Annotated in this window: 19 protein-coding genes; 13 read left to right on the top strand and 6 right to left on the bottom strand. The window is 57.4% G+C overall.

Annotated features, from left to right (window positions below):
- Positions 1 to 10: 10 nt before the first annotated feature.
- From ruvX to gshA, 5 genes are all read right to left on the bottom strand, one after another.
- Positions 11 to 454 carry a Holliday junction resolvase RuvX gene (gene ruvX, locus WD823_RS01720; protein ID WP_368427747.1) on the bottom strand — a complete coding sequence of 148 codons (444 nt, stop codon included), beginning with the start codon at positions 452 to 454 and terminating at the stop codon, positions 11 to 13.
- Positions 455 to 503: 49 nt separating this feature from the next.
- A complete protein-coding gene (locus WD823_RS01725) occupies positions 504 to 1,067 on the bottom strand; it encodes a YqgE/AlgH family protein (protein ID WP_368427748.1) in 564 nt (187 codons plus the stop codon).
- Positions 1,068 to 1,202: 135 nt separating this feature from the next.
- Complete coding sequence (locus tag WD823_RS01730; RefSeq protein WP_368427749.1) at positions 1,203 to 2,093, bottom strand: energy transducer TonB; 891 nt, start codon at positions 2,091 to 2,093, stop codon at positions 1,203 to 1,205.
- A 44-nt stretch (positions 2,094 to 2,137) separates the two neighbouring features.
- Complete coding sequence (gene gshB, locus WD823_RS01735; protein WP_368427750.1) at positions 2,138 to 3,109, bottom strand: glutathione synthase; 972 nt, start codon at positions 3,107 to 3,109, stop codon at positions 2,138 to 2,140.
- A 22-nt stretch (positions 3,110 to 3,131) separates the two neighbouring features.
- Positions 3,132 to 4,475 carry a glutamate--cysteine ligase gene (gene gshA, locus WD823_RS01740; RefSeq protein WP_368427751.1) on the bottom strand — a complete coding sequence of 448 codons (1,344 nt, stop codon included), beginning with the start codon at positions 4,473 to 4,475 and terminating at the stop codon, positions 3,132 to 3,134.
- A 315-nt stretch (positions 4,476 to 4,790) separates the two neighbouring features.
- On the opposite strand from gshA, the gene WD823_RS01745 reads away from it, so the two are divergent.
- The 7 genes from WD823_RS01745 to WD823_RS01775 all read left to right on the top strand — a co-directional run bounded on the left by WD823_RS01745 (position 4,791) and on the right by WD823_RS01775 (position 15,171).
- A complete protein-coding gene (locus tag WD823_RS01745; protein WP_368427752.1) occupies positions 4,791 to 5,192 on the top strand; it encodes a PleD family two-component system response regulator in 402 nt (133 codons plus the stop codon).
- 64 nt (positions 5,193 to 5,256) lie between these two features.
- Positions 5,257 to 5,619: a PleD family two-component system response regulator gene (locus WD823_RS01750; RefSeq protein ID WP_368427753.1), complete on the top strand. Its 363-nt coding sequence runs from the start codon at positions 5,257 to 5,259 to the stop codon at positions 5,617 to 5,619.
- Between the two features lie 48 nt (positions 5,620 to 5,667).
- Positions 5,668 to 6,168, top strand: a complete 501-nt coding sequence (locus WD823_RS01755) for a chemotaxis protein CheW (RefSeq protein ID WP_368427835.1) — start codon at positions 5,668 to 5,670, stop codon at positions 6,166 to 6,168.
- 76 nt (positions 6,169 to 6,244) lie between these two features.
- The gene (locus WD823_RS01760; RefSeq protein ID WP_368427754.1) at positions 6,245 to 8,380 is read left to right on the top strand and encodes a methyl-accepting chemotaxis protein; all 2,136 of its coding nucleotides are present in this window, start codon (positions 6,245 to 6,247) and stop codon (positions 8,378 to 8,380) included.
- Between the two features lie 90 nt (positions 8,381 to 8,470).
- Entirely contained in the window at positions 8,471 to 14,209 is a 5,739-nt protein-coding gene (locus WD823_RS01765) for an Hpt domain-containing protein (RefSeq protein ID WP_368427755.1), read from the top strand.
- Positions 14,210 to 14,263: 54 nt separating this feature from the next.
- Positions 14,264 to 14,713, top strand: coding sequence for a hypothetical protein (locus WD823_RS01770; protein WP_368427756.1), 450 nt, complete (start codon positions 14,264 to 14,266; stop codon positions 14,711 to 14,713).
- Positions 14,710 to 15,171, top strand: a complete 462-nt coding sequence (locus tag WD823_RS01775) for a chemotaxis protein CheW (protein WP_368427757.1) — start codon at positions 14,710 to 14,712, stop codon at positions 15,169 to 15,171. Before WD823_RS01770 ends, WD823_RS01775 begins: the two co-directional genes overlap by 4 nt.
- A 3-nt stretch (positions 15,172 to 15,174) precedes the next feature.
- Here the strand turns inward: WD823_RS01775 and WD823_RS01780 are convergent, their stop codons facing one another.
- The gene (locus WD823_RS01780; RefSeq protein WP_368427836.1) at positions 15,175 to 16,521 is read right to left on the bottom strand and encodes an adenosylmethionine--8-amino-7-oxononanoate transaminase; all 1,347 of its coding nucleotides are present in this window, start codon (positions 16,519 to 16,521) and stop codon (positions 15,175 to 15,177) included.
- Between the two features lie 128 nt (positions 16,522 to 16,649).
- Here WD823_RS01780 and WD823_RS01785 point away from each other — a divergent pair, with 128 nt between their 5' ends.
- The 6 genes from WD823_RS01785 (at position 16,650) to WD823_RS01810 (ending at position 22,919) form a co-directional block, all read left to right on the top strand.
- A complete protein-coding gene (locus tag WD823_RS01785) occupies positions 16,650 to 17,210 on the top strand; it encodes a thioredoxin family protein (RefSeq protein ID WP_368427758.1) in 561 nt (186 codons plus the stop codon).
- Between the two features lie 99 nt (positions 17,211 to 17,309).
- A complete protein-coding gene (locus WD823_RS01790) occupies positions 17,310 to 18,128 on the top strand; it encodes an inositol monophosphatase (protein ID WP_368427759.1) in 819 nt (272 codons plus the stop codon).
- A gap of 68 nt (positions 18,129 to 18,196) precedes the next feature.
- Positions 18,197 to 18,388 (top strand): hypothetical protein, encoded by a 192-nt coding sequence (locus WD823_RS01795; protein WP_368427760.1) that lies wholly within the window; start codon positions 18,197 to 18,199, stop codon positions 18,386 to 18,388.
- Between the two features lie 89 nt (positions 18,389 to 18,477).
- Entirely contained in the window at positions 18,478 to 20,469 is a 1,992-nt protein-coding gene (gene tkt, locus WD823_RS01800; RefSeq protein ID WP_368427761.1) for a transketolase, read from the top strand.
- A gap of 109 nt (positions 20,470 to 20,578) precedes the next feature.
- Complete coding sequence (gap, locus tag WD823_RS01805) at positions 20,579 to 21,589, top strand: type I glyceraldehyde-3-phosphate dehydrogenase (protein WP_368427762.1); 1,011 nt, start codon at positions 20,579 to 20,581, stop codon at positions 21,587 to 21,589.
- Between the two features lie 148 nt (positions 21,590 to 21,737).
- Complete coding sequence (locus WD823_RS01810) at positions 21,738 to 22,919, top strand: phosphoglycerate kinase (RefSeq protein ID WP_368427763.1); 1,182 nt, start codon at positions 21,738 to 21,740, stop codon at positions 22,917 to 22,919.
- The last annotated feature ends 30 nt before the right edge of the window (positions 22,920 to 22,949 follow it).

A 22,949-nucleotide genomic window follows, 5' to 3' on the forward strand; every position in this document is an offset into this window, starting at 1 on the left:
ATCGCCGATGTCACGGGGGGCCTCCGGGAAGTTCGTTCAGGAAGGTCTGGAGGATGGTCTGGGCCGCCACCTGATCAAGCCGTTTTTTGTGACGTCTCATGGGAACGCCCGCCTCGTTCAGGATATCGCGGGCGGCCAGCGTTGAGAGACGTTCATCCACCATATGTACCGGCAAATTGTAGCGGTCCTTGAGGTGTTCGCCAAATTGCCGGGCGGCGCGAGTCATCGGATTGCCGCTGCCATTCATATTCAGCGGCAAACCGACGATCAGGGCATCCGGGCGCCACTGCGCAATAAGCTTCGAAACACCGACCCAGTCGGGATTTTTGGCCGAGCCACGCAGGGTGGTCAAGGGTTCTGCCTGACGCGAATGGCGGCTCCCGACGGCGACGCCGATATATTTTGCCCCGTAGTCAAACCCGAGAAAGGTCTCGGCCGTGGTGCTCTCGGGCATGCCTAGGAGGGGCCGTGCCGGCGGGTATCCTTGGAGATAAACCCTGGTCTCACGCGTGTCCCGCCTCTCCGGACAGCGTGGAGAGATTGACACCCATGAGCCGGGCCGCCGCTTTCCAGCGGTGTTCCACCGGTAAGTTGAAGATAATCTCGCGGCTGGCGGGTCCGGAGAGCCAGGAGTTTTCGGAGATTTCGCGTTCGAGCTGCCCGGCACCCCACCCGGCGTAACCGAGCGCCACCATGTATTTGTCCGGGCCGCGATTGTGCGCGATGGCCTCGAGGACGTCGCGCGAGGTAGACACCCCAAGATTGTCCGTCACGGTAAGCGTAGATTCCCAGTTGCCAAGCGGCTCGTGCAGCACAAAGCCGCGATTGTTCTGTACCGGCCCACCGAGATAGACAACGGATTCGGTGTTCGAAGCCTTGGCCGGATCTATGCTGAGTTGTTCGAAGATTTCGCCTAAACGCAAATCGGTCATACGGTTGACGACGATACCCATGGCGCCCTTGTCAGAATGTTCGCAGATGAGGGTGACGCTGCGTGCAAAATTCGTATCTGCCAGGGTTGGCATGGCGATCAGGAAATGATTGGCGAGAGAGACCAAGGCTGTCATGGTAAAAGAGTATCCGGCACTCGGATGCGCGATACAAGGGTGTCTGGTCCGAGCCGGTCGTAATTTCGGATTTCAGGATGAATCCGCCACCGGACAGATTTGTGATTGACTAAATCCAACCGGCAAGCCGGCGAATCAGTTTTCGCTGGAAAGCCCCGATTCATTGAATTTCCAGGTACGCGTGATATGCAGCACATCGATGTCCGCGCGGACTTCGGGTGGAAACGGTGCGAAGGGCGCGGCCAGCTCGACGATTCGGATCGCCGCGTCGTCCAGCGTTTTATGTCCCGAGGAGCGTCGCAGCGATATCCCGTTGACGGTCCCGTCGGGATTCAGCGCCACGTCCAGCAACAGGTTGCCGGTCAGATGTCTACGTTTGGCTTCTTCGGGATAATTGAGATTTCCGATGGCCTCCACTTTCGCACGCCAGGCATCCATGTATGCCGCGTACTTGTATTCCTGCGTACGGGCATTCAGAAATTTGTGCCGTGGACGTTTCTGGTATTCCTGCCACGTGCGGCTGATCTCGGCATTCAGGCGCGCACGCTCCTCCTGAATTTCCGCGCGCGCCATGAGCCCCAAATGGGGCGGCTGGAGCTGTAATTCCTTTTTCTCCGGTTTGATTTCCTGGTCCTTGATTTTACGGCTGGCTTGCTGTGACAGCAGCGCGGTCTTTTCACGTTCCGACGTCACGCGCTTCTGGGGCATGGTCTGAAAGGTTGGAAAATCGCGATTCACCGGACTGATCTCGCGCACCGGCAGCGGGTTCTTGGCGATTTCCGCGGCATCGCTGTCGCCACCGCCATCCTGGTTGGCCTGCGCCAGAAACTCCGGGTCGAGCGGCCGTTTATCGCTCGCGGTCTGCACCAGCGTAATCTCCAGGCTGGGCAGCCCCGGAAAATCACTCAGCTTGGGCAAGGTAAACGTCACACCCAGAATCACGACCATGTGCACCAGGAACGAACCGAAGATGCTCACGCCGAAACGGTCGCTCTGTGAAATACTCGTGATAGTATATGCCGTCATGCTCGAGAGAAAATCGTGTCGATATTCGATAGAAAAATTATAACTCAATCCTGCTGGCGTGCACGCTGTCGGGAGAGGCTGGCGGCGATGGTGTCCATGAGTTTGGCGCTGATCCGGAGTTCGTAAATCCGGTCGAGTTCCCGAATGCAGGTCGGGCTCGTGACGTTGATTTCCGTCAGGTAATCGCCAATGACGTCGAGTCCGACGAACATCAATCCCTTTTCCCGCAGCACTGGGCCCACCTGTGCGCAAATCCAGCGGTCGCGCTCGGTCAATGGCGCGCCCACGCCCGTCCCGCCTGCGGCCAGGTTCCCGCGGGTTTCGCCTTCGGCGGGAATCCGGGCGAGTGCATAAGGGATGGGTTCACCGTCAATGAGCAAAATGCGCTTGTCGCCCTGGGCGATTTCGGGAATGAACCGCTGCGCCATGGCGAAGCGGGTTTCATCGGCGGTCAGGATTTCGATTGCAACATTCGTGTTGGGGTCGCCGCGGCGCAGGCGAAAAACGGATTCGCCGCCCATGCCGCCCAGGGGTTTCAGTACGATGTCGCCGTGAGCCGAGAGAAAATCGCGGACCCGCGCGGCGGAACGCGTCACCAGGGTCGGTGGCATGCATTGAGGAAACCAGGCGGTGAAAAGTTTTTCATTGGCATCGCGCAGGCTGCGCGGTTTGTTCACGACCAGCACGCCGGCCGCTTCCGCGCGTTCCAGGAGATAGGTGGTGTATACGTACTCCATGTCAAACGGCGGATCCTTGCGCATCAGGATGACATCAAGCATCTCGGCTGGACCCGTGTTTTCCGGGCCCCATTCGAACCATCGATCGGAGTTTTCAAATAACCGGAGTTCACGGTGGCGCGCAAAGCATCGCCCGTCTTGCAGGAACAGATCGCTTTGTTCCAAGTATTGGATCTGCCAGCTGCGCGCCTGAGCTTCGAGCAGCATCGCGAAGGTGCTGTCTTTTTTTATATTGATGGCCCCGATGGGATCCATCACTACACCGAGTCGGATCGTCATGGAGCTCGCGTGCGGGAAACGATCAGTAGTTGGCTTTCTTCAAATCGTTTGATTTATATGCCGCCGGCGTCCTTATTGCCTCTTCTGATTCACGCGCCGCGGCGATTTGCGCGAGACGTGCGATCACCCCGTAGGCATAGAAACGGTTGGAGTTGGTGTTCGGCGCCTGGTTTGGATCGGGATAGCTGCAGGGTTCGGCAAAGGCGAGCGGTTCGAATTGCATGCCGGGCGCATTGAGGTTCTCATCGATCCCGCGACTGGTATGCACCCGGTAGAATCCTCCGACAACAAAGTGATCGATCATGTAGACAACCGGTTCCGCCACGGCGTTTTTCGGTCCCCAGGTTTCAAAGGTGTACACCCCTTCCTGCACCATCACGTCGCGCACCGCATGACCTTCCTTGGCGCGAGCCATCTTGGTCCGCTGCTTGCGATTGAGCGCGTATACCTCTTTGGCATCTTTGACCGACATAATGGCCATGCCATAGGTGCCGGCGTCGGCCTTGACGATGACGAAGGGCTCCTGATCGATCCCGTACTCACGGTATTTGGCCCGCATCTCAACAAGGATCTCGGCGATATTGGTGGCCAGGCATTCTTCTCCGGTGCGTTTTTCAAAATCTACCTTGCCGCATTTGCGGAAAATCGGGTCAATCAGCCATGGATCGAGATTGACCAAGGCGGCGAATTCGGTGGCGACGCGATGATAGTGGGTGAAGTGATTCGATTTCAGGCGATTCCACCAGCCAAGCGGTAACGGCGGGGCAATGGTTTGATCCAGATTTTCCAGGATGGCGGGCAATCCGCCGGACAGGTCGTTGTTGAGCAGCGCAAAACAGGGCTCAAAATCCGCCACGGTAATCCGGTGGTCCCGGCGCACGAGCGGCTCAAGCAGGAGTTCCCGCCCGGAGGGCAATACGATGGTTTTTGGCGCGGTGATGTCGGGAAGTAACGAACCGAGCCGTACCCTGAGTCCGGCCATGGTCAGGATTTCCACGAGCGTGGCCAGGCTTTCAAAGTAATGGACATTGCGTGTGTGGCTTTCCGGAATGACCAGCACTCCCCCGGCACTGGGGCAAACCCGTTCGAGCGCTGCTTGCACCGCCTGCACCGCCAAGGGACGAAACGCGGGATTGAGATTGTTGAACCCGGCCGGGAACAGGTTGGTATCCACCGGCGCGAGTTTGAAACCGGCGTTGCGCAAATCCACCGAGCAATAAAACGGGGCCGGTGTCTCCCGCCATTGAGTACGGAACCAGCGCTCGATGCCGGCCTGGTTGCGCAGCAGGATCGCCTCGATTTCTTGCAACGGCCCGGTCAGGGCCGTGGTCAGATGCGGGACGATTGGCTGAGATGCATTACCCATGATTCGCTGGATTTTGTGGGCCGGTTCTCAGACTCCATGGTAATCGATTGGTTCTGATAAAGGTAAGTCCCAGGCGGTTTGGCACGATAGATGCAGATATTCCGCCGGTTATTTCCCGGGAAAGACCGGGATGAACGGCCCGTGGCCGGGCTCCAAACGCCAAGGTTGGCATAGACTATATTGTTAAGGGAGTGGCCGGAGCGATCATGTGCGTGGATTTTGGGCGGGATTTGTGCTACCAAATCATTATTATAGCCATAAATCCGCACAAATTACATCACAAACCGACTGGCCTGACTCGGCGTGTCCGTCAAAATGTCCGATAGCAAGAATTTAGGCGAGGAAAGCGTCGTGAGTATTAAAGTGATGGTAATCGATGACAGCAATACCATAAGGCGCACCGCCGAAGCGTTGCTGAGAAAGGCTGGGTACGAGGTATACACCGCCGCCGACGGATTTGAGGCCATGTCGCTGATTACCGATAATCTCCCGGACATTATTTTCGTTGACATCATGATGCCCCGTTTGGACGGTTATCAAACCTGCCAACTGATCAAGAACAACAAGAAATTCAGAGATACACCGGTGATCATGTTATCGAGCAAAGACGGCCTGTTCGACCGTGCCCGGGGGCGTATCGCCGGTTCCGAAGAACATGTTAACAAGCCGTTTACCCAGGAGGAGTTGATTGACGTCATCAACCGATATGTCCACTGATACGGCCGGCTTGGCGTGAAGGAGACGGGGAAATTATAGTAATCAGACAAAACGGAGCAGTCAGATGCCTATAAAAAAAATTTTAGTAGTAGACGATTCAGCGACGGATACCCACATGTTGGGGGAAATGCTGAAGAAAAACGGATATTCCGTAATAACCGCCACCAGCGGTGAGGAAGGAATAGCCAAGGCAAAAAAGGAAAAGCCCGATCTCATATTGATGGACATCGTAATGCCGGGTATGAGCGGCTTTGAAGCCACGCGGGTAATCTCCAAGGACTCGGAGACGGCTTCCATTCCGGTATTTGTCTGCTCTTCCAAAGGTCAGGAAACCGACAAAGCGTGGGGGCTGCGGCAAGGCGCGAAGGATTACATCGTCAAACCAATTGTCGAAAATGTGTTGATCGGGAAAATAAGGTCGCTTTAGCGCATGGCTAAAACCTCGCGACAAGACCCCTTCGAACTCCTGCGCAAGATGCAGCAACAAAGCCTGGAGAATGCTCCTGGCTTGCCGCAAGAAGTCGAAGTGACGAAGTTGTGGTCCGGTGTCGGATTTCGACTCGGGAACATGATGCTGGTGACGCCGCTCGATCATGTGCTCGAGATTTTACCGCCGCCGCCGGCGGCGGTGGTGCCGGGCGTGAAACCCTGGCTCAAGGGCATTGCCAACGTGCGCGGGAACCTGATTACGATCGTCGATCTTTCGGAATATTTCGGCAAGCCGCCGGTCTTTCAGGATGACAAGTCCCGGATGATGATCATGAATGCGTCAGGACTGAACACCGGCTTATTGGTTAACGAGGTTTTAGGACTGCGACATTTTGACGAGGATCTGGAGCGGCAGGATCTGTCCGGAGTGGACGACCCCGTTCTGGGCCAGTTGACGGGTGCTTTTTTGCGCGACAATGTTTTGTGGGGAGTTTTTGATATGAAATCTCTGGCGGAAAGTCCTTCCTTCCGTCACGTCGCCGCCTGACCGGCAAGTATAATCACCGTGAAATAGCCAGGTACAAATGAATTCACAGTATTCAGTATGAGACGAGGTGGACAGCATGGCTAGGAAAAGTAAAACGCAGACAGGATTGGACCAGCCCTCGGAAGATATCATCGATCTTACGGACGAGGCGGCCGGATCGACGTTGGGCGACGATTTTGTCGATGTCGGGAAACCGACGTCATCATTATTCAGCGGCGGGCTGATGAACTTGTTCGGCAGTCTGCCACTCGTCCTGGGCGGAATGGTGATCGCCATCATCGCCATGATCTGGTTGTTGGTAATCAATGCCCAGCAGACCGAGCGCGAGGCAAAGTATATCGAACAATCATCACAGTTGCTGATGTTGTCGCAACGATTGGCCAAGGATGCGCGCGAGGCGGTTTTGGGTGAGCCAAGCGCTTTCAAAGGCCTGCGGGAATCACGCGACCGGTTTGACGAAATTTTAACCTCCTTGCGTGACGGCAATTCCCAGCTGGGAGTGTCGCCGAGCCCGCAGGAAATCGCGAATAACCAGCTGAAGGAAATTTTCAATATGTGGACGCCCAAACCGAACGAGGGTTTACGGGCGAACGTGGATCAGATTCTGTCGCTGGAAAAATCGCAATTCAACCTGCACGACTCGGTGTTGGCGATTAACCAGATGAGTCCATTGCTGCTGTCGCTTTCCGACGAGATTGCCGAGCTGGGCGCCAAGGCTGGAATGAAACAGGAATTGCTTTACCTGGCATCCCGCCAGGGCATGATTTCCCAGCGCATGGCGAAGGATGTTAACTTGTTTGCCCAGGGCGGCAACGAGGCGGCGGTGGCGGCCGCGCAGTTCGGCAAGGATGCGAAATTATACAAGGAATCCAACGAATTCCTGCGGCGGAACGCGCCCCCGTCCGTGCGGGAGAAAATTGACGAATCCGCTGCGGCGTTCGGAAAAATCAACAAGCACATCGAAAGTATCCTTGGCAGCGCCGCGGAACTGTTCGTCTCGCAACGGTCGAGCCAGACGGTTTTTGAACAGTCCGATCCGCTGTTGCAGAAGTCGAGGCAATTGGTCGATGCCTACTCCGGCCTGACCGAGCACCGCGAAGGTATTCGCACATCCATCATTATTGCGGGATTTGCCTCGGTCTTGTTCCTCTTTTTGCTGGCGTTCAGGCTGGTCAAAGACGCCCGTGACCGCGCGCACATGAGCGTTGAACAGAACCGTCAGAGTCAGGACGCGATTCTGAAACTGCTCGACGAAATGGGCGACCTGGCGGATGGCGACTTGACGATTCAGCCCGAGGTGACCGAACAAATCACGGGAGCAATCGCGGACTCTATCAATTACGCGGTGCGCGAAATGAGAAACCTGGTGATGCGTATCAAAAATGCCGCGCAACAAGTGGCCGTCGCTTCGGAACACTCGCGGCAAACCGCCACCGAGTTGACCGAAGCCGCATTGCGTCAGGCGGCGCAGATCACCGATGCCACGGGCAAGATGGTGGCCATGGCCCGTTCCATGGAAGACATGTCGAAAAGCGCCGAACGCTCCGCCGAAGTGGCGCAAGGATCCGTGGCGACCGCCAAACGCGGCGCGGTCGCCGTGCAGGATACGATCAAGGGTATGGACGAGATGCGTGAGCAGATCCAGGAGACCGCCAAACGCATCAAGCGTCTGGGTGAATCCTCGCAGCAAATCGGCGAGATCGTGGAGCTCATCAACGACATCGCCGAGCAGACGAACATACTCTCGCTGAATGCCGCGATCCAGGCGGCGATGGCGGGTGAAGCCGGGCGGGGTTTTGCGGTGGTGGCGGACGAAGTGCAGCGTCTCGCCGAGCGGTCGGCCGAAGCGACCAAGCAGATCGCCGACCTGGTCAAAACCATTCAGGCGGATACCAATGAAGCCGTGGCCTCGATGGAGCAGGCTACCAACGGCGTGGTACAGACCACGCGGCTGGCCGATGCGGCGGGACAAGCGCTGGGTGAGATCGAATCCGTGTCCGAGCAGCTTTCAAATTTGATCGTGAACATTGCGCGCGATGCGCAGCGACAGTCTCAGACGGCGACGGACGTATCAGGGAATATGGCCAAGATTCAGGAGACCACCACGTTGACCTCCTCGGGCAGCCGGCAAACGGCGGAAGCCATCGGCAAGCTCTCCGATCTGGCGCGCGAGCTGCAAGCCTCCGTGGCGGGTTTCAAGCTGCCGGCATAACGTCACCTTCGGGCGGCGCTATTCGGTCAAGGATTTCACGCGTATTGGAACAGCGTGAGGACAGAGCACGGTGGAGAGTTTGCGATTTCAATGAGTACACACAGCAAAGTTGACCTGAGCACGCTGGGTTGGGTCAAAACCGAGATCGATGAGACGCTGAAACAAGCGCGTCTTGCATTGGAATCGTTCGCCGAAAATCCGTCCGACAAAACCCGGCTGCGTTTTTGTATCACCCATCTGCATCAGGTGGTGGGCACGCTGCTCATGGTCGAACTCGACGGCGCGGCCTTGCTCGCCAAGGAAACCGAGGCGCTTGCCGAAGCCGTCGTCAACGACAAGGTCGCTCCCGAGTCCGGTGTTTTTGACGCCTTGACGCGTGGAATCCTCACGCTCCCGGATTATCTGGCGCGGTTGCAATACGGTCAGCTCGATGTACCGCTCAAGCATATCAAGCTCATCAACGAGCTGCGTGTGGCGAGGCAGGTCCCGACCATTTCTGAGCTGGAGTTGTTCTCGCCCGATCTTTCCATCCGCCCGCCACCTTCCGACTCACCGAAGGAAAAGGCATCGGAATCCGAATTCCGCGAACTCGCCAAGCAGCTTCGCGGCACATTCCAATCGACATTGCTTCAGTGGCTGAGGAATGCGGAAGATAAAGCGGCGCTGCGGAAAATTGCGGATGTCTTCGAAAAGCTGCATGCCAAGGTAAGCCTGGTGGCGCTCGAACAATTATTCTGGGTAGCCGGAGGCCTATTCGAGGCATTGATCGACGGCGGGCTTGAGGTAACGCCCGAGCGCAAGAAGTTGTTTGCAAGCCTGGATCAGCAGCTCAAAAAAATCATCGATGGCGCGGAAAAATCGGTTCTGCGTAATTCTTCCGAATCGTTGACGCGTGCGATCCTGTGGGAAATTGCCCACGCGAGTTCACAAGGGTCCCGTATCACGCAACTCAAGCATGCGTTCGACCTGGCGTTCCTGCTGACTGGCGGAGTCCAGGAGACCGAGACCGTGACTGACCTGCCGGCGCCCGAGGCGCTGCAGTCGGTGTCTTCGGCGCTCGGCAAGGAAATAGAATCGGCACAGGATCTGATGTCCACCTATTTTGACCCGGAAAATCACGCCAGCGTTTCGCTCGAGCCATTACTGGAGTCATTCCGCAAGATGTCCGGTACGCTGGATATGCTGAATGTACCGATACTCAAGTCGCTGGTGGATGAGTTATCGCAGACCTGCCGCGCCCTGCTCGACAACAAGATTGCGAATCCGAATTCGGCCTCCATGCCCATGGCGGAGGCCCTGCTCATGGTCGAAAACAGCACGCGCGACATGAGCCGTTCCCCGGCCGAGTGGAAAAACCAGATTGCCGATGCCATCCAGCGGTTGCGCACGCTGCATTCGCCGGATGACGGCGAATCGTTGCCCGCGACGGATGGAATCGAGGTATCGGATGGAGAGCTGACGGAATCGGATTACAAGCATTTGCTCGGAGTCGTGGCCGGTGAAGTGAGCAATAATCTGGTTCGCATCGAGGAAACCCTCGAAGGTTTCGCCGCTGACCCTGCCCAAGTGCAATCGCTGGACCAGGTTCCGGCCCTGCTATCGCAGATCCTGGGCGCGATGCAGATCCTCGGCCAATCGCGCGCCGGTGAACTGGTGGAAGTAACCAGACAATATGTCGAAGACATCCGACGTGGCACGCTCATCGCCGACAGCACCGTCATGGATGGGTTGGCCGTGTGCGTTGGCACGATCGGTGCATTTATCGAGGGTCTGCGTGCTGACCGGCCGAACCTGGAAATGCTGATCGATGCGGCGTTCAAGGATATGGACAACGCACTCGCCACCAGGCAAACGCTAAAACGTGACCCGGGTTTGCTGATTGACGGTATTCGTATGAGCCTCGAATCCTGGCTCGATGACCTTGAGAACGACCCGGCGCGGGAGACGCTAGCCCAGCAGCTTTCAGATCTTTCGCAATTGGCCCGGGAGCAAGGTCAGAGAAAGATCGAACTGTTCAGCGCCGAAATGAATAAACTGCTTGCGCTCGTGGCCGATGATCCCACGCGTGTGACGGAGGAAATCACAGATACCCTTAAACAGTCGTTCACCGCCGTATCCGCGCTGGCCGGCCGTCGGCTGATCGTGCGCCGCGATTCGCGCGCCACGCCGAATCGTCCCGCGGCGGACTTCGATGACGAAGTACCCGCGCCGAAGTATGCCGAAACTGCGGAAAAGACAAGATCCGCCCCCTTCAAGCCCGCCACGCGTCCTGCTGCGCCGGAAAAACAGACCGCCGCGGACGAGGAATTCGATGATGAGATCATGGATATCTTCATCGAAGACGCGCGCGATGTGATTGAGAATATCAAGAACAAGCTCGAGGTTTGGCGGGAAGATACCGCTAACCAGAATGCCTTGGCCGACCTCCGCCGCGGATTCCATACCATCAAAGGCAGTGGCCGGATGGTGGGGGCCACCGAAATTGCCGAGCTGGCCTGGTCGGTGGAAAATGTTCTGAACAAGGTGCGCGAGGGCAAAATCGCACCCTCGCCGGCGATTATCGATCTGCTGGACCAGGCTGAGGAGACGTTTCCGAAAATGGTCGATGCCCTCGCGGATCGGTCGCCGCACGGTGTCGAATTGGAATCATTGCGCCAATTTGCCTTCGCCCTGGCGGAGCCTGGGGCGGTGCCGCCGAAGATTCCGCGAAAAAAGGCAGCAGCATCCGCGACGGAAACGGAACGGAGAGCAACGCCCGGACCGGGTCCGGATGTGAAATCCAGAGCTCCTCAAAAAAAAACCGCTGATCTCCCGAAACTGGATGGAGCCTTGCTCGAAATTTTCACTTCGGAAGCGCAAAATAACCTCGCCAACATCCGCCAGCAGATTTCTTCTTGCCGTGAGACTGGCGGCGCCTGTTTTGTATCGGAAACTCTCTATCGCGCGGTACACACGCTTCAGGGTAACGCCCGTTCACTGACGCTTGAGACGATGTCCGAACCCTGCTCGGTAATAGAAAAGCTCCTGCATACGCTTAAAACCGAAAATGTTCCATTGAATGAGGTTCATCAGGAGCTCGTAACACGATTTGAATCGGCCGTTACGGAGCTCGTTGAGCTGATGAACCGCGGGGAAACCTCAAGCGGGATACTGCGCCAGCGGTTTGCCGAGCTTTCGCGCGATACCCACGCGGTGATTGAATATATCGATGAACCGGATCCCTCACTCGACAGAAATCCTATGCCGTCAGTTCGCATCCCGGCAAGGGAAGTCGCAACGCCGCCACCCGCGCCAGCGAAAATCACTCCGCCTCCGTCACTGCCTCCCGATACCGGAATCGCGCCCGAGCGTGCCCCCCAGTTTTCCAGCACCTCACCGGAGACGATACCCGAGCAGATCGATCCCGAGTTGCTCGATATCTTCCAGGAAGAGGCCACGGACATCCTGAACACCATTGAAGAGGCGTTGACCCGCTGGCGTACCCGTCCGGACGACCGGGCTTTGGTGCCGGAACTCAAACGCTCGTTGCACACGCTGAAAGGCGGGGCCCGCATGGCTGGCGCCATGACCATGGGAGAGCTCAGTCATAATGCTGAAACACTGCTTAGAAATACCGAAGAGGGCAAGGTTGATGTGGGAGCTGGGCTGTTCGACCTGCTCGATGAGGTCCACGACTTGCTGATGATTATGCTCGGCCATGCCCGCCGTAACCGGCCCGCGCCCGACATCACGGACCTGAATGCCAGGGTGCTGGCGTTGTCATCCGGCCGACCGGTCACGGACGTTTCTGTGACGGCCAGGGAGCCAAAGCCGGTCGCCGCGATTCCGGACGATACCGCTGATAGGGTTTCGCTCGATGAACCCGTCGTTGAAACCGCGGCGTCAGACGAAAACAAGCAGAGTGCGGCAATACCCGCAGCGTTTAACACCGGCACGGATTTTCAGGAACACCGTCAGCCGCCGGAAGACGACGATCGGCAGCAGTGGCCGGAAATGATGGAACGCCGCGGCCAGGTGCGCGTCAATACTAGCCTGTTGAACGACTTGGTCAACTACGCCGGCGAAGTGAGTATTTCGCGTTCGCGCATGGAGCAGCAGATTTTCAGTTTCCGCGACAACCTCTCGGAACTGTCACGCAATATCACCCGTTTTCGAGAGCAGATTCGCGAGCTGGAAATTCAATCCGAGTCGCAGATTCTTTACCGCATGGAGCAGGAGGCGGGCGTCGAGAATCACGAGGAAGATTTCGACCCGCTTGAATTTGACCGTTACAGCCGCTTGCAGCAGTTGTCGCGTTCCTTGGCTGAAAGTCTGCACGATCTTGGCACCATCCAGAACAGTCTGGGAAATTTCGCCGGAGAAGCCGAAGCGGTGTTGCAGCAGCAGGCGCGTATCAATACCGATCTGCAGGAAGGCCTGATGCGCACCCGCATGGTGAGCTTCATGACGCAGGCGGCGCGCTTGCGGCATATTGTTCGCCAGACGGCACGTGAATTGGGCAAGCGCGCGGAACTCAATCTGGATGGCGCCGAGGTGGAAATAGACCGCAATGTGCTCGACCGCATGATCGGGCCGTTTGAGCACATGATCCGCAACAGCATTGACCATGGCATTGAAGAAGAATCCGTCCGCCGGCAGAAAAATAAACCGGCGGTCGGGCGCATCACGATAGCCTGCTCGCAGGAAGGACCCGAAGTGATTATCCGCTTGTCCGACGACGGCGCCGGCCTCAATATTCAGGCGATTCGCGCCAAAGCGATTGAGCGCGGTCTCATGTCACCCGAAGCCGACTTGACCGAAGAAGAACTGATCCAGTTCATTCTCATGTCCGGGTTTTCCACCGCGGAGAAAATTACCCATTTGTCGGGACGCGGCGTGGGAATGGATGTGGTGCACAGCGAAGTCAAGCAGTTGGGGGGGAGCATGTCCGTGGACAGAGAAGCGGACATGGGAACGACTTTTATCATTCGCCTGCCATTGACATTGTCCATCATGCAGGCCTTGATGGTGTATGTAGGGGACCAGCTGTTCGCGCTCCCGTTGGGGTCCGTGGTGAATATCATTGAATTTCCATTTGAGAAAGTCGCCAATCTTGCGGTGGGCAAGAATCCGCTGCTTTCTCACGACGGGAAAGTGTATCCGTACATGAGCCTGGGGCAGCGGCTGGGCCTGACTTCTACGCCGCGTAACATAAAGAAAGTACCGGTAATGATTGCACGGGCTGGGACACGCGAAGTCGCCATCCAGGTCGATGGTCTGGGCGGCACCCGCGAAGTGGTGATCAAATCGATCGGGCCGCAGCTCTCTGAAATCAAGGGACTCGCCGGCGCGACCATCCTCGGTGACGGACGCGTCGTGCTCATCCTGGATATACCCGCGCTGTGGTTTCGTGAAGACATCATACATTTCGAACACCATCCGGTTGCCAAGCCGGCAGCGGAAATCCGGGAACGACCCGTTATCATGGTGGTGGATGATTCGCTTACCGTGCGCAAGGTTATGAGCAAGCATTTGCAAAAGCGGGGGATGGACGTGATGGTGGCGAAGGACGGCATCGACGCCGTTGAACAACTGCGTGACCGCATTCCTGATCTTATGCTCGTCGATATTGAAATGCCGCGGATGGATGGGTATGAACTGACGACCCGCGTGCGATCCGACGAGAACCTGAAGCAAATCCCCATCATCATCATTACGTCGCGAGCGGGTTCCAAACACCGGCAAAAAGCGATCGACCTCGGTGTAGACATATACATGAGCAAGCCCTATCAAGAAGAGGAATTGTTCAAAAATATCGATAATCTCCTGGAACGGCTCCAGGAACGATGAACCGCTTCGTGGATTTGATTGATTGTGCAGCCAGACCCGGTATTCAGGGAAAAAATGGCCGTCGGTGAGCATAACCAGTACTTACGGTTGCAACTGGGGAGCATAAGTTATCTGCTCCCGGGCACCTCCGGCTACAACATCGAGCAGCGTGACAACCTTGTGATCAACAAGTCTCCTGAAGGAAATGTTGCCGCCTGGCGCACAGTGCGCACCGCTCGGTACCCGGCCTACTGTCTGGACGCGACGCTGCGCGTGACGCGTCATCATCACTGGTATCGCGCGGTGTTTCTGGAAGCACTGCCACATGCCGTGGGTATAGTTGTCGACGAAGTGCAACTGCTGCCAAGCGCGGAGACCACGATAACACCGTTCATTCCCCTCGGTCTTCCTCCCACGCATTTGGGACATCTGTTTTCCGGTGCCTGGGTGACCGGTAATCAGGTTATGCTGGTATTCGAGCCAAAGGCCTTCGTCAGTTATCTGCAGAGTTTGGGGAACGTATGAAGAAGCCACGATCACGCCCTCGGCTGCATTTGCTGGAAATCTCGCTGGAAGGCGCGTCGCTGCTGGTGCCCAGTGCCACGGTCGCCGAGGTAATCAATCCGCAAAACATGTCGCAGATTCCTTTCAGCCAGCCCTGGCTCAAAGGCGTGATCGGTTGGCGCACGCTCGCCGTGCCGGTCATTTCTTACGAGGTGCTTCTCGGCGGGATGGCGCCGGTAAACCCAACCGCCGGGAAAATCGTCGTCCTCTATCCCCTGAGCGGAAGAAAAGAGTGGGAATTTTTTGGATTGCTCACGAACACGGAACCGCGGCCCCAGTCGGCGGACGGCTCGCAACCGATCGCCGATAATTCCGAATTGCCCGATTCACCTTACGTGGCCGGGGGAATCAAGGTGGACGGACGAGTGATGATTGTTCCGGATCTGGAGGCGCTGCACCGGGTGTTCTATCCGGCTTGACCGTCAGGTTGTGGCGCGGTTAATTCCTTCCAAGGCCACTCCCGTCAGCCAATCTATTTCATCCGGCTGGATCACGTACGGCGGCATGAAATAGATCACGTCGCCGAGCGGCCGCAACAGCGCCTGGCGTTCGAGCGCATAACGATAAACCGCCTGGCCACGCCGCTCCTGCCACGGAAATGATGAGCGTGTCTGCTTGTCCTTAACCATTTCAATCGCGAGAATCATTCCGGTCTGCCGCACTTCGGCGACATGAGGGTGATCGGCCAGCGACGCCGTCGCCACCGCCATGTGCGCAGCGAGCACTTTATTGCGGGTAATCACATCATCGTCGCGGAAGATGTCGAGCGTGGCCAGGGCGGCGCGGCAGGCCAGCGGGTTCCCGGTGTAACTGTGGGAATGGAGGAACGCCTTGCGGGTACGGTAATCCGCATAAAAGGCCTGGTACACGTCTTCCGTCGTCAGGCACACCGAAAGCGGCAGGTATCCGCCGGTCAGTCCTTTTCCGAGACAGAGAAAATCGGGCGCAATGGCCGCGTGCTCGCAGGCAAACATCGTCCCGGTGCGGCCAAAGCCCACGGCGATTTCATCGGCAATCAGATGCACCCGGTACTTATCGCACGCATCTCGCAGCAGCCGGAGATAAACCGGGTCGTACATGCGCATCGATCCGGCGCACTGCACCAGCGGTTCCACCACCACGGCGCAGATTTCCTCCGCGTGACGCGCCAAGACTTCCTCCATGCGGGCGAATGCCTGCGTGGAATAATCCGCCCAGGATTGACCGGATTCCCGGTGATAGCAATCCGGTGATTCAACCGTGATCGCTTCCAGCAACAGGGGCCGGTAGGTGTCTTTGTAGAGCGGTATATTTCCCACCGACAAGGCGCCGAGGGTTTCACCGTGATAACCGTTTGCAAGACTGACGAAGCGTGTGCGTTTTTTCTCGCCCCGGTTCAACCAATAGTGAAAGCTCATCTTGAGCGCGACCTCGATGGCCGCGGAGCCGCTATCGGCGAAAAAACAACGCGTGAGCCCGGGTGGCGCCAGTTGCACCAGTTGTTCCGATAACCGGACCACGGGCTCGTGCGTGAATCCCGCCAGGATCACATGTTCAAGTTGTTGCAGCTGGTTTTCAATGGCGGCCGTGATGCGCGGATTGGCGTGGCCGAAGAGGTTGACCCACCAGGAACTGATGGCATCGAGATAACGCTTGCCGTTGAAATCTTCAAGCCAGATGCCTTCACCGCGACGGATCGGAATGAGCGGCAGGGCCTCATGGTCGTGCATTTGGGTGCAGGGATGCCACACCACGCGCAGGTCGCGTTGCATCAACGTGTCGTTATCCATAGACTGCGAGATCATATCAGGACGACTTGCCCCGTGTTAATGAAGAATACCGATAGTGGCCCACGCACAATTCTCTTCGAAGGGAACAGACGACCGGCATACACGATTCGATCCTAAGGAGCGATGCCATGGCGCAAACTGAGTCTCTGGTATGTAATTTTGGCCGGCCCGCCCCGGAATTTCGACTGACCGGTGTGGACGGGAAAATCCGGACGCTGGAAGATGTTCGCGGAAAGAACGGTTTGCTGGTGATGTTCATCTGCAATCATTGTCCTTATGTCAAAGCCGTGCGCCGACACATTATCCGCGATGCACGCGAGCTCGAAGGACACGGTATTAATTCTGTCGCCATTATGTCGAATGATCCGGAAGAATACGCGGAAGATTCGTTCGACAACATGAAAAAGGTGGCTGCCGAATTCCAGTATCCGTTTCCATACCTTTATGATGAGACGCAGGAAATCGCCAAAGCCTACGGCGCCGTCTGTACCCCGGATTTTTTCGGCTACGACAAGGATCTCAAACTCCAGTACCGCGGCCGGCTCGATGCCTCGCGCAAGGACACGCTGCCCAATGCGCGACGCGATCTTTTCGAGGCGATGAAGCAGGTGGCGCAAACCGGTCAGGGACCCAAAGACCAGATTCCCAGCATCGGCTGCTCGATCAAGTGGAAAAAATCGAATCCATGACAATTTGGGAGTACCGGTAAGGCAACTGGTTCCTGATAATGTTTTTGTTGTTCATCGCTTTTGTCTCACAATCGAAAGGTTCAAAACCGGCAAAACCCGATGACATTGCCGTCGCTTGAGAAGTTGCGAGATATCGTCCGTGCGGCGGCGCGCGATGAACTGTTGCCGTTGTTTGCGGAAGTAGCCCGGCAAATCAAGCACGATGGCAGCATCGTGACCGAAGCGGATGTGGCGATGCAGCGGCGTTTGAAGGCGGATTTGCTGCACCACTGGCCGGACATTGCTTTTCTGGGCGAAGAAATGACCGGTCGCGAACAGGAACGGCTGACCGCCTCCGCCGGTAATGGTTTGTGGTGTGTCGATCCCCTCGACGGCACCAGCAATTATGCGGCCGGTATTCCTTTCTTCGCCGTTTCACTGGCGCTGATTGCGGATGGCCGTTCCGAAGTGGGCCTTGTGTACGATCCGATACGCGATGAATGCTTCATGGGGCGGCGAGGCGAAGGCGCCTGGCTCGACAATATCGCATTTTCCGGACCCAAGCCGTCGTTGCCGGACGGGATCCGCCGCTGCATTGCCGCGGTGGATTTCAAGCGCTTGGCCCCGCCGCTGGCTGCCCAGCTGGGCGCGCATCCTCCGTATGGCTCGCAGCGAAATTTCGGTGCCAGCAGTCTCGAATGGTGTTGGGTGGCTTATGGACGGTTCCATCTCTACCTGCATGGGGCGCAAAAACTCTGGGATTATGCCGCGGGCAGTTTGATCTTGAGCGAAGCCGGTGGCCGTGCCTGCACGCTGGACGGGGAAGATGTCTTCTGCCTCGGCGTGGCAACACGCTCTGTAGTGGCGGCGGCCTCGCCGTCATTGTTTTCGGAATGGAAGGGGTGGATCGACCATAACTGGAATATGTCGGGCCGGTAGCGGCAACGCTATTTTTCCGCGCAGTGAAATAACCGCGGCTATTGCCCAAAAACGGTGCGTGAGGGAAAATGCGCGCGATTCAGGCGTGCCGCCAGGACCCCAAGTCATTGCAGCCATACAAGGTAACGGCAATCCAGCTGAATGATTCATCGGTAACGTCCAGGTTCCCGCTCCCGATGGCGGTTACTCAAGCCATTCTTGCCGAGGAATTAATTGCCCGGCAGGAGCGGCGCGCCGGTTCGTTGCCAATTAAACGTTGACCGGCGTCTGGACAGGCCGCTTGAATAAAAATGGATTACTCCCTGACTATCGATACCCAGGCGCCCATGGCGACAGGAATCAGCCACTCATGAAACGGCGCATGCTGGCGAATGCCCTGCGCGCGCTTTCCATGGACGCGGTGCAGAAAGCGAATTCCGGCCATCCCGGCGCTCCCATGGGCATGGCCGATATCGCCGAAGTGCTATGGAACGACTACCTGAAGCACAATCCCGCCAATCCAAACTGGGTCGACCGCGATCGTTTTGTCCTGTCCAACGGTCATGGTTCCATGCTGCTTTACAGTTTGTTGCATTTAACGGGATATGACCTGCCCTTGGAAGAAATCAGGAATTTCCGTCAACTCCATTCCATGACGCCGGGCCACCCCGAATACGGCTGCGCGCCGGGCGTTGAAACCACGACCGGTCCCCTGGGTCAGGGACTGGCCAACGGCGTGGGGATGGCGCTGGCTGAGAAAATTCTCGCGGCCCAGTTCAATCGGGACGGGCACCGGATCGTGGATCATCATACCTACGTGTTTCTCGGCGACGGCTGTCTCATGGAGGGCATCTCGCACGAAGCCTGTTCGCTGGCAGGCACCCAGGGACTGGGTAAACTCATTGCCTTCTACGATGACAACGGCATCTCCATCGACGGCGAGGTGCGCGGCTGGTTTACCGACGATACACCCCGGCGTTTTGAGGCCTACGGCTGGCACGTGGTTCCGAAGGTGGATGGCCATGATGCCGCGGCAGTGAAGCAAGCCATTGAATCCGCGCGTCAGGTTACCGACAAACCGTCATTGATCTGTTGCCAAACGATCATCGGTTGGGGGGCCCCCAACAAGCAGGGCAAGGAGGAATGTCACGGCGCGGCGCTCGGCGAAGCCGAAGTGGCGGCGACCCGTGAGAACATCGGCTGGAAACACGCGCCCTTTGTGATACCGGCAGAGATCTATGGCGCGTGGGACGCCCGCGCCAAGGGAGCGCAGGCGGAGAAAACCTGGAACGAAAGATTCATTGCCTACGAAAAGGCCTATCCGGAACTGGCGGCTGAATTCAACCGGCGCCAGAACGGCGCATTGCCGGAAAACTGGAAATCGAAGGTGGAGGCATTCATCCTGTCGGTGGATGCGAAAGCCGAAAACATCGCGTCGCGCAAGGCATCGCAGAATGCCCTGAACGGTTATGGTCCGCTGCTGCCGGAATTGCTGGGCGGCTCGGCGGATCTCACCGGGTCGAATTTGACCCTTTGGAACGGCTCGAAGGCATTAAACAAAACCGTGGCCAATGCCAATTACATTCATTACGGTGTGCGCGAATTCGGCATGTCCGCCATTCTGAACGGCATCGCCTTGCACCGCGGCTTTATCCCGTATGGCGCGACTTTCCTCATCTTTTCGGATTACGCGCGCAATGCGCTGCGGCTGGCGGCGCTGATGAAAATCCGCACGCTGTTTGTCTATACCCACGATTCCATCGGCTTGGGCGAGGACGGCCCGACCCATCAAGCGGTGGAACAACTCGCGACTTTGCGACTCATACCTAATATGTCTGTGTGGCGCCCGTGTGACGCCGTCGAAACCGCGGTGGCGTGGAAACTGGCCATTGAGCGGAAACAGAGTCCAACCTGCCTGGTCTTCTCGCGCCAGAATCTGGCGCATCAGCAACGGTCACCGGCACAAATCGCCGCGATAGCGCGGGGTGGTTATATAATCTCCGAGGCTGAAGGCGGCACACCGCAGGCCGTGCTGCTGGCGACGGGTTCCGAGGTCGGCTGTACCATGGAAGCCCAGAAACTGCTCGCCATGAGGGGCATCAAGGTGCGCGTCGTCTCCATCCCGTCCACCGATGTCTTCGATTCCCAAGCAGCCGCTTACCGCGACAATGTTCTGCCGAAAGACATCAGACGGGTGGCCGTTGAGGCAGGCGTCACCGATGGCTGGTACAAGCATGTCGGCGAGCAGGGGCGGATCGTGGGTTTGAACCGGTTTGGCGAGTCCGCGCCGGGCGGGGTGCTGTTCAAGCACTTCGGCTTCACCGCTGAACACATCGCGAAAACTGTGGAAGCGATGCTTTAAATTTTTCTTGACCGCGGCATGACGTTGTAAACCCGGGTGATCGGACGCGACGTAATGACCGAAATGACCTCCGTGGCAACTGTAACTATAAACTTTCTGGAGATGCGAAATGGCAATCAAAGTCGCTATTAACGGATATGGCCGTATCGGCCGCAACGTCTTGCGGGCTTTCTACGAGTCCGGCCGCAAGGATATTCAGATCGTCGCGATCAATGATCTGGGAAACGCCGAGACCAACGCCCACCTGACCCGTTACGACACGGTGCATGGAAAATTCCCCGGCACGGTAACTGTCGAAGGCGACCGGCTGGTCGTAAACGGCGACAAGATCCGCGCCTGCGCCGAACGCGAGCCCGCGAAGTTGCCCTGGAAGGAACTGGGGGTGGACGTGGTGCTCGAGTGCACCGGAATATTCCGGACCAAAACCAAGTGTCAGCCGCATCTCGCGGCCGGGGCGAAAAAGGTAATCATTTCCGCGCCGGCGGACAAGAACGAGTGCGATGCCACGATTGTCTATGGCGTCAATCACAAAACACTCAAATCCGTCCACAGCGTGATCTCGAATGCCTCGTGCACCACCAACTGCCTGGTCCCGCTGGTGAAGCCGTTGCACGAGAAAATCGGAGTCGTGAGCGGGCTGATGACCACGGTGCATTCCTATACCAACGATCAGGTGTTGAGCGACGTGTACCACAGCGACCTGTATCGCGCGCGCGCCGCGGCGCACAACATGATTCCCACCAAGACCGGCGCCGCCCAGGCGGTGGGTCTGGTGATGCCGGAACTTGACGGCAAGCTTTCAGGTTTTGCCATTCGTGTTCCGATCATCAACGTTTCGGTGGTGGATTTGACGTTCATCGCCCAGCGCGCCACCAATAACGATGAAGTCAATCGCATCATGAAAGCCGCCGCCGATGGCGAATTGAAAGGCATTCTGGCCTACAATGACCAGCCGCTCGTTTCCAGCGACTTCAACCATACCGCCGTGTCTGCCACCTTCGATGCGCCCCAGACCAAGGTCATCGGCAATCTGGTCAAGGTACTGAGCTGGTATGACAATGAATGGGGTTTCAGCAACCGCATGCTGGATACCACCGTGGCGTTGATGAATGCGAAATAAGTTGCAAGTGACAAGTGACAAGTAGCAAGTTCATTGCTACTTGCCACCTGAAGGGGCGCATGACGCCCTACTCTTGCTACTTGCTACTCAAGAAAAAGCTCGATTCACGGGCATCGTCATCGGCGAAATAAATTATGAAGAGTTGTTAATGCCTGTAATAAAAATGACCGAGCTCAACCTCGCCGGCAAGCGCGTGCTGATCCGTGCGGATCTCAACGTGCCGGTGAAGGACGGGCGGATCACCAGCGACAAGCGCCTGCGCGCTTCACTGGCGTCAACCGAATACGCCATGCAGGCCGGCGCCAAGGTGATGTTGATGTCGCATCTGGGCCGACCCAATGAAGGAGAGTACAGCGAGGAAAATTCGCTGCAACCCGTCGCCGAGGCGTTTTCAAAACTGCTCGGCAGAAAGGTACCGCTGGTGAAGGACTATCTCGACACCGCTCCGCGTATGGAAAATGGCGAAGTGGTGATGCTTGAAAATGTCCGCTTCAACGAGGGCGAGAAAAAAAACGACGAAGCATTGTCAAGGCAATATGCCGCGTTGTGCGATATATTCGTGATGGATGCCTTCGGCACGGCACACCGCGCCCAGGCCTCCACGCACGGCGTGGGTCTGCTGGCGCCCGTCGCCTGCGCCGGGATATTGCTGGCCGCGGAACTGGAGGCGCTGGGCCAGGCGCTCGCCGACCCGAAGCGGCCGCTCGTGGCCATCGTGGGCGGATCTAAAGTGTCCACCAAGCTGACCGTTCTCGAATCGCTTTCGAGAAAGGTCGATCAGCTGATCGTCGGCGGCGGAATCGCGAATACCTTTATCGCGGCGGCCGGCCACCGGGTGGGCAAGTCGCTGTACGAACCGGAACTCGTGGACACCGCCAGGAGACTGATGGCCGAGGCCGAATCGCGCGGCGCCCGTATTCCCATCCCGAGCGACGTGGTTTGTGGCAAGGAACTGGCGGAAACCACCCCGGCGACGCACAAGCCGGTCACCGAGGTGGCCGACGACGACATGATCCTCGATATCGGTCCTGAAACGGCGAAACACTTCGCGGAGATGTTGAAACAGGCGGGCACGATCATCTGGAACGGTCCGGTCGGCGTGTTCGAGTTCGATCAATTCGCCGAAGGCACCCGGGTGCTGTCGCTGGCCATTGCGGAGAGCCCGGCTTTTTCCATCGCCGGCGGCGGCGATACCCTGGCCGCCGTGGCCAAGTATAAAATCGGCGGAATGATTTCATATATTTCCACCGGCGGTGGAGCGTTTCTTGAATTTCTCGAGGGCAAGAAATTACCCGCGGTGGCCATGCTTGAAGCGCGGGCAAAAAAATAACTTAAACCGAATTCACGCGCGATTCTGCCG

This window comes from Sulfuricaulis sp. (assembly GCF_040901545.1).
In the GTDB taxonomy this organism is placed as follows: Bacteria; Pseudomonadota; Gammaproteobacteria; order Acidiferrobacterales; family Sulfurifustaceae; genus Sulfuricaulis.

Bases quoted from the DNA above. Each gene is read 5' to 3' on its own strand.
- ruvX (WP_368427747.1), bottom strand. From the start codon at position 454: ATGCCCGAGAGCACCACGGCCGAGACCTTTCTCGGGTTTGACTACGGG.
- WD823_RS01760 (WP_368427754.1), top strand. From the start codon at position 6,245: ATGGCTAGGAAAAGTAAAACGCAGACAGGATTGGACCAGCCCTCGGAA.
- WD823_RS01780 (WP_368427836.1), bottom strand. From the start codon at position 16,521: ATGGATAACGACACGTTGATGCAACGCGACCTGCGCGTGGTGTGGCAT.
- gshB (WP_368427750.1), bottom strand. From the start codon at position 3,109: ATGACGATCCGACTCGGTGTAGTGATGGATCCCATCGGGGCCATCAAT.
- WD823_RS01750 (WP_368427753.1), top strand. From the start codon at position 5,257: ATGCCTATAAAAAAAATTTTAGTAGTAGACGATTCAGCGACGGATACC.
- gshA (WP_368427751.1), bottom strand. From the start codon at position 4,475: ATGGGTAATGCATCTCAGCCAATCGTCCCGCATCTGACCACGGCCCTG.
- WD823_RS01795 (WP_368427760.1), top strand. From the start codon at position 18,197: ATGCGCGCGATTCAGGCGTGCCGCCAGGACCCCAAGTCATTGCAGCCA.
- WD823_RS01790 (WP_368427759.1), top strand. From the start codon at position 17,310: ATGACATTGCCGTCGCTTGAGAAGTTGCGAGATATCGTCCGTGCGGCG.
- gap (WP_368427762.1), top strand. From the start codon at position 20,579: ATGGCAATCAAAGTCGCTATTAACGGATATGGCCGTATCGGCCGCAAC.
- WD823_RS01755 (WP_368427835.1), top strand. From the start codon at position 5,668: ATGCAGCAACAAAGCCTGGAGAATGCTCCTGGCTTGCCGCAAGAAGTC.
- WD823_RS01725 (WP_368427748.1), bottom strand. From the start codon at position 1,067: ATGACAGCCTTGGTCTCTCTCGCCAATCATTTCCTGATCGCCATGCCA.
- WD823_RS01775 (WP_368427757.1), top strand. From the start codon at position 14,710: ATGAAGAAGCCACGATCACGCCCTCGGCTGCATTTGCTGGAAATCTCG.
- WD823_RS01810 (WP_368427763.1), top strand. From the start codon at position 21,738: ATGCCTGTAATAAAAATGACCGAGCTCAACCTCGCCGGCAAGCGCGTG.
- tkt (WP_368427761.1), top strand. From the start codon at position 18,478: ATGAAACGGCGCATGCTGGCGAATGCCCTGCGCGCGCTTTCCATGGAC.
- WD823_RS01765 (WP_368427755.1), top strand. From the start codon at position 8,471: ATGAGTACACACAGCAAAGTTGACCTGAGCACGCTGGGTTGGGTCAAA.
- WD823_RS01730 (WP_368427749.1), bottom strand. From the start codon at position 2,093: ATGACGGCATATACTATCACGAGTATTTCACAGAGCGACCGTTTCGGC.
- WD823_RS01785 (WP_368427758.1), top strand. From the start codon at position 16,650: ATGGCGCAAACTGAGTCTCTGGTATGTAATTTTGGCCGGCCCGCCCCG.
- WD823_RS01745 (WP_368427752.1), top strand. From the start codon at position 4,791: ATGTCCGATAGCAAGAATTTAGGCGAGGAAAGCGTCGTGAGTATTAAA.
- WD823_RS01770 (WP_368427756.1), top strand. From the start codon at position 14,264: ATGGCCGTCGGTGAGCATAACCAGTACTTACGGTTGCAACTGGGGAGC.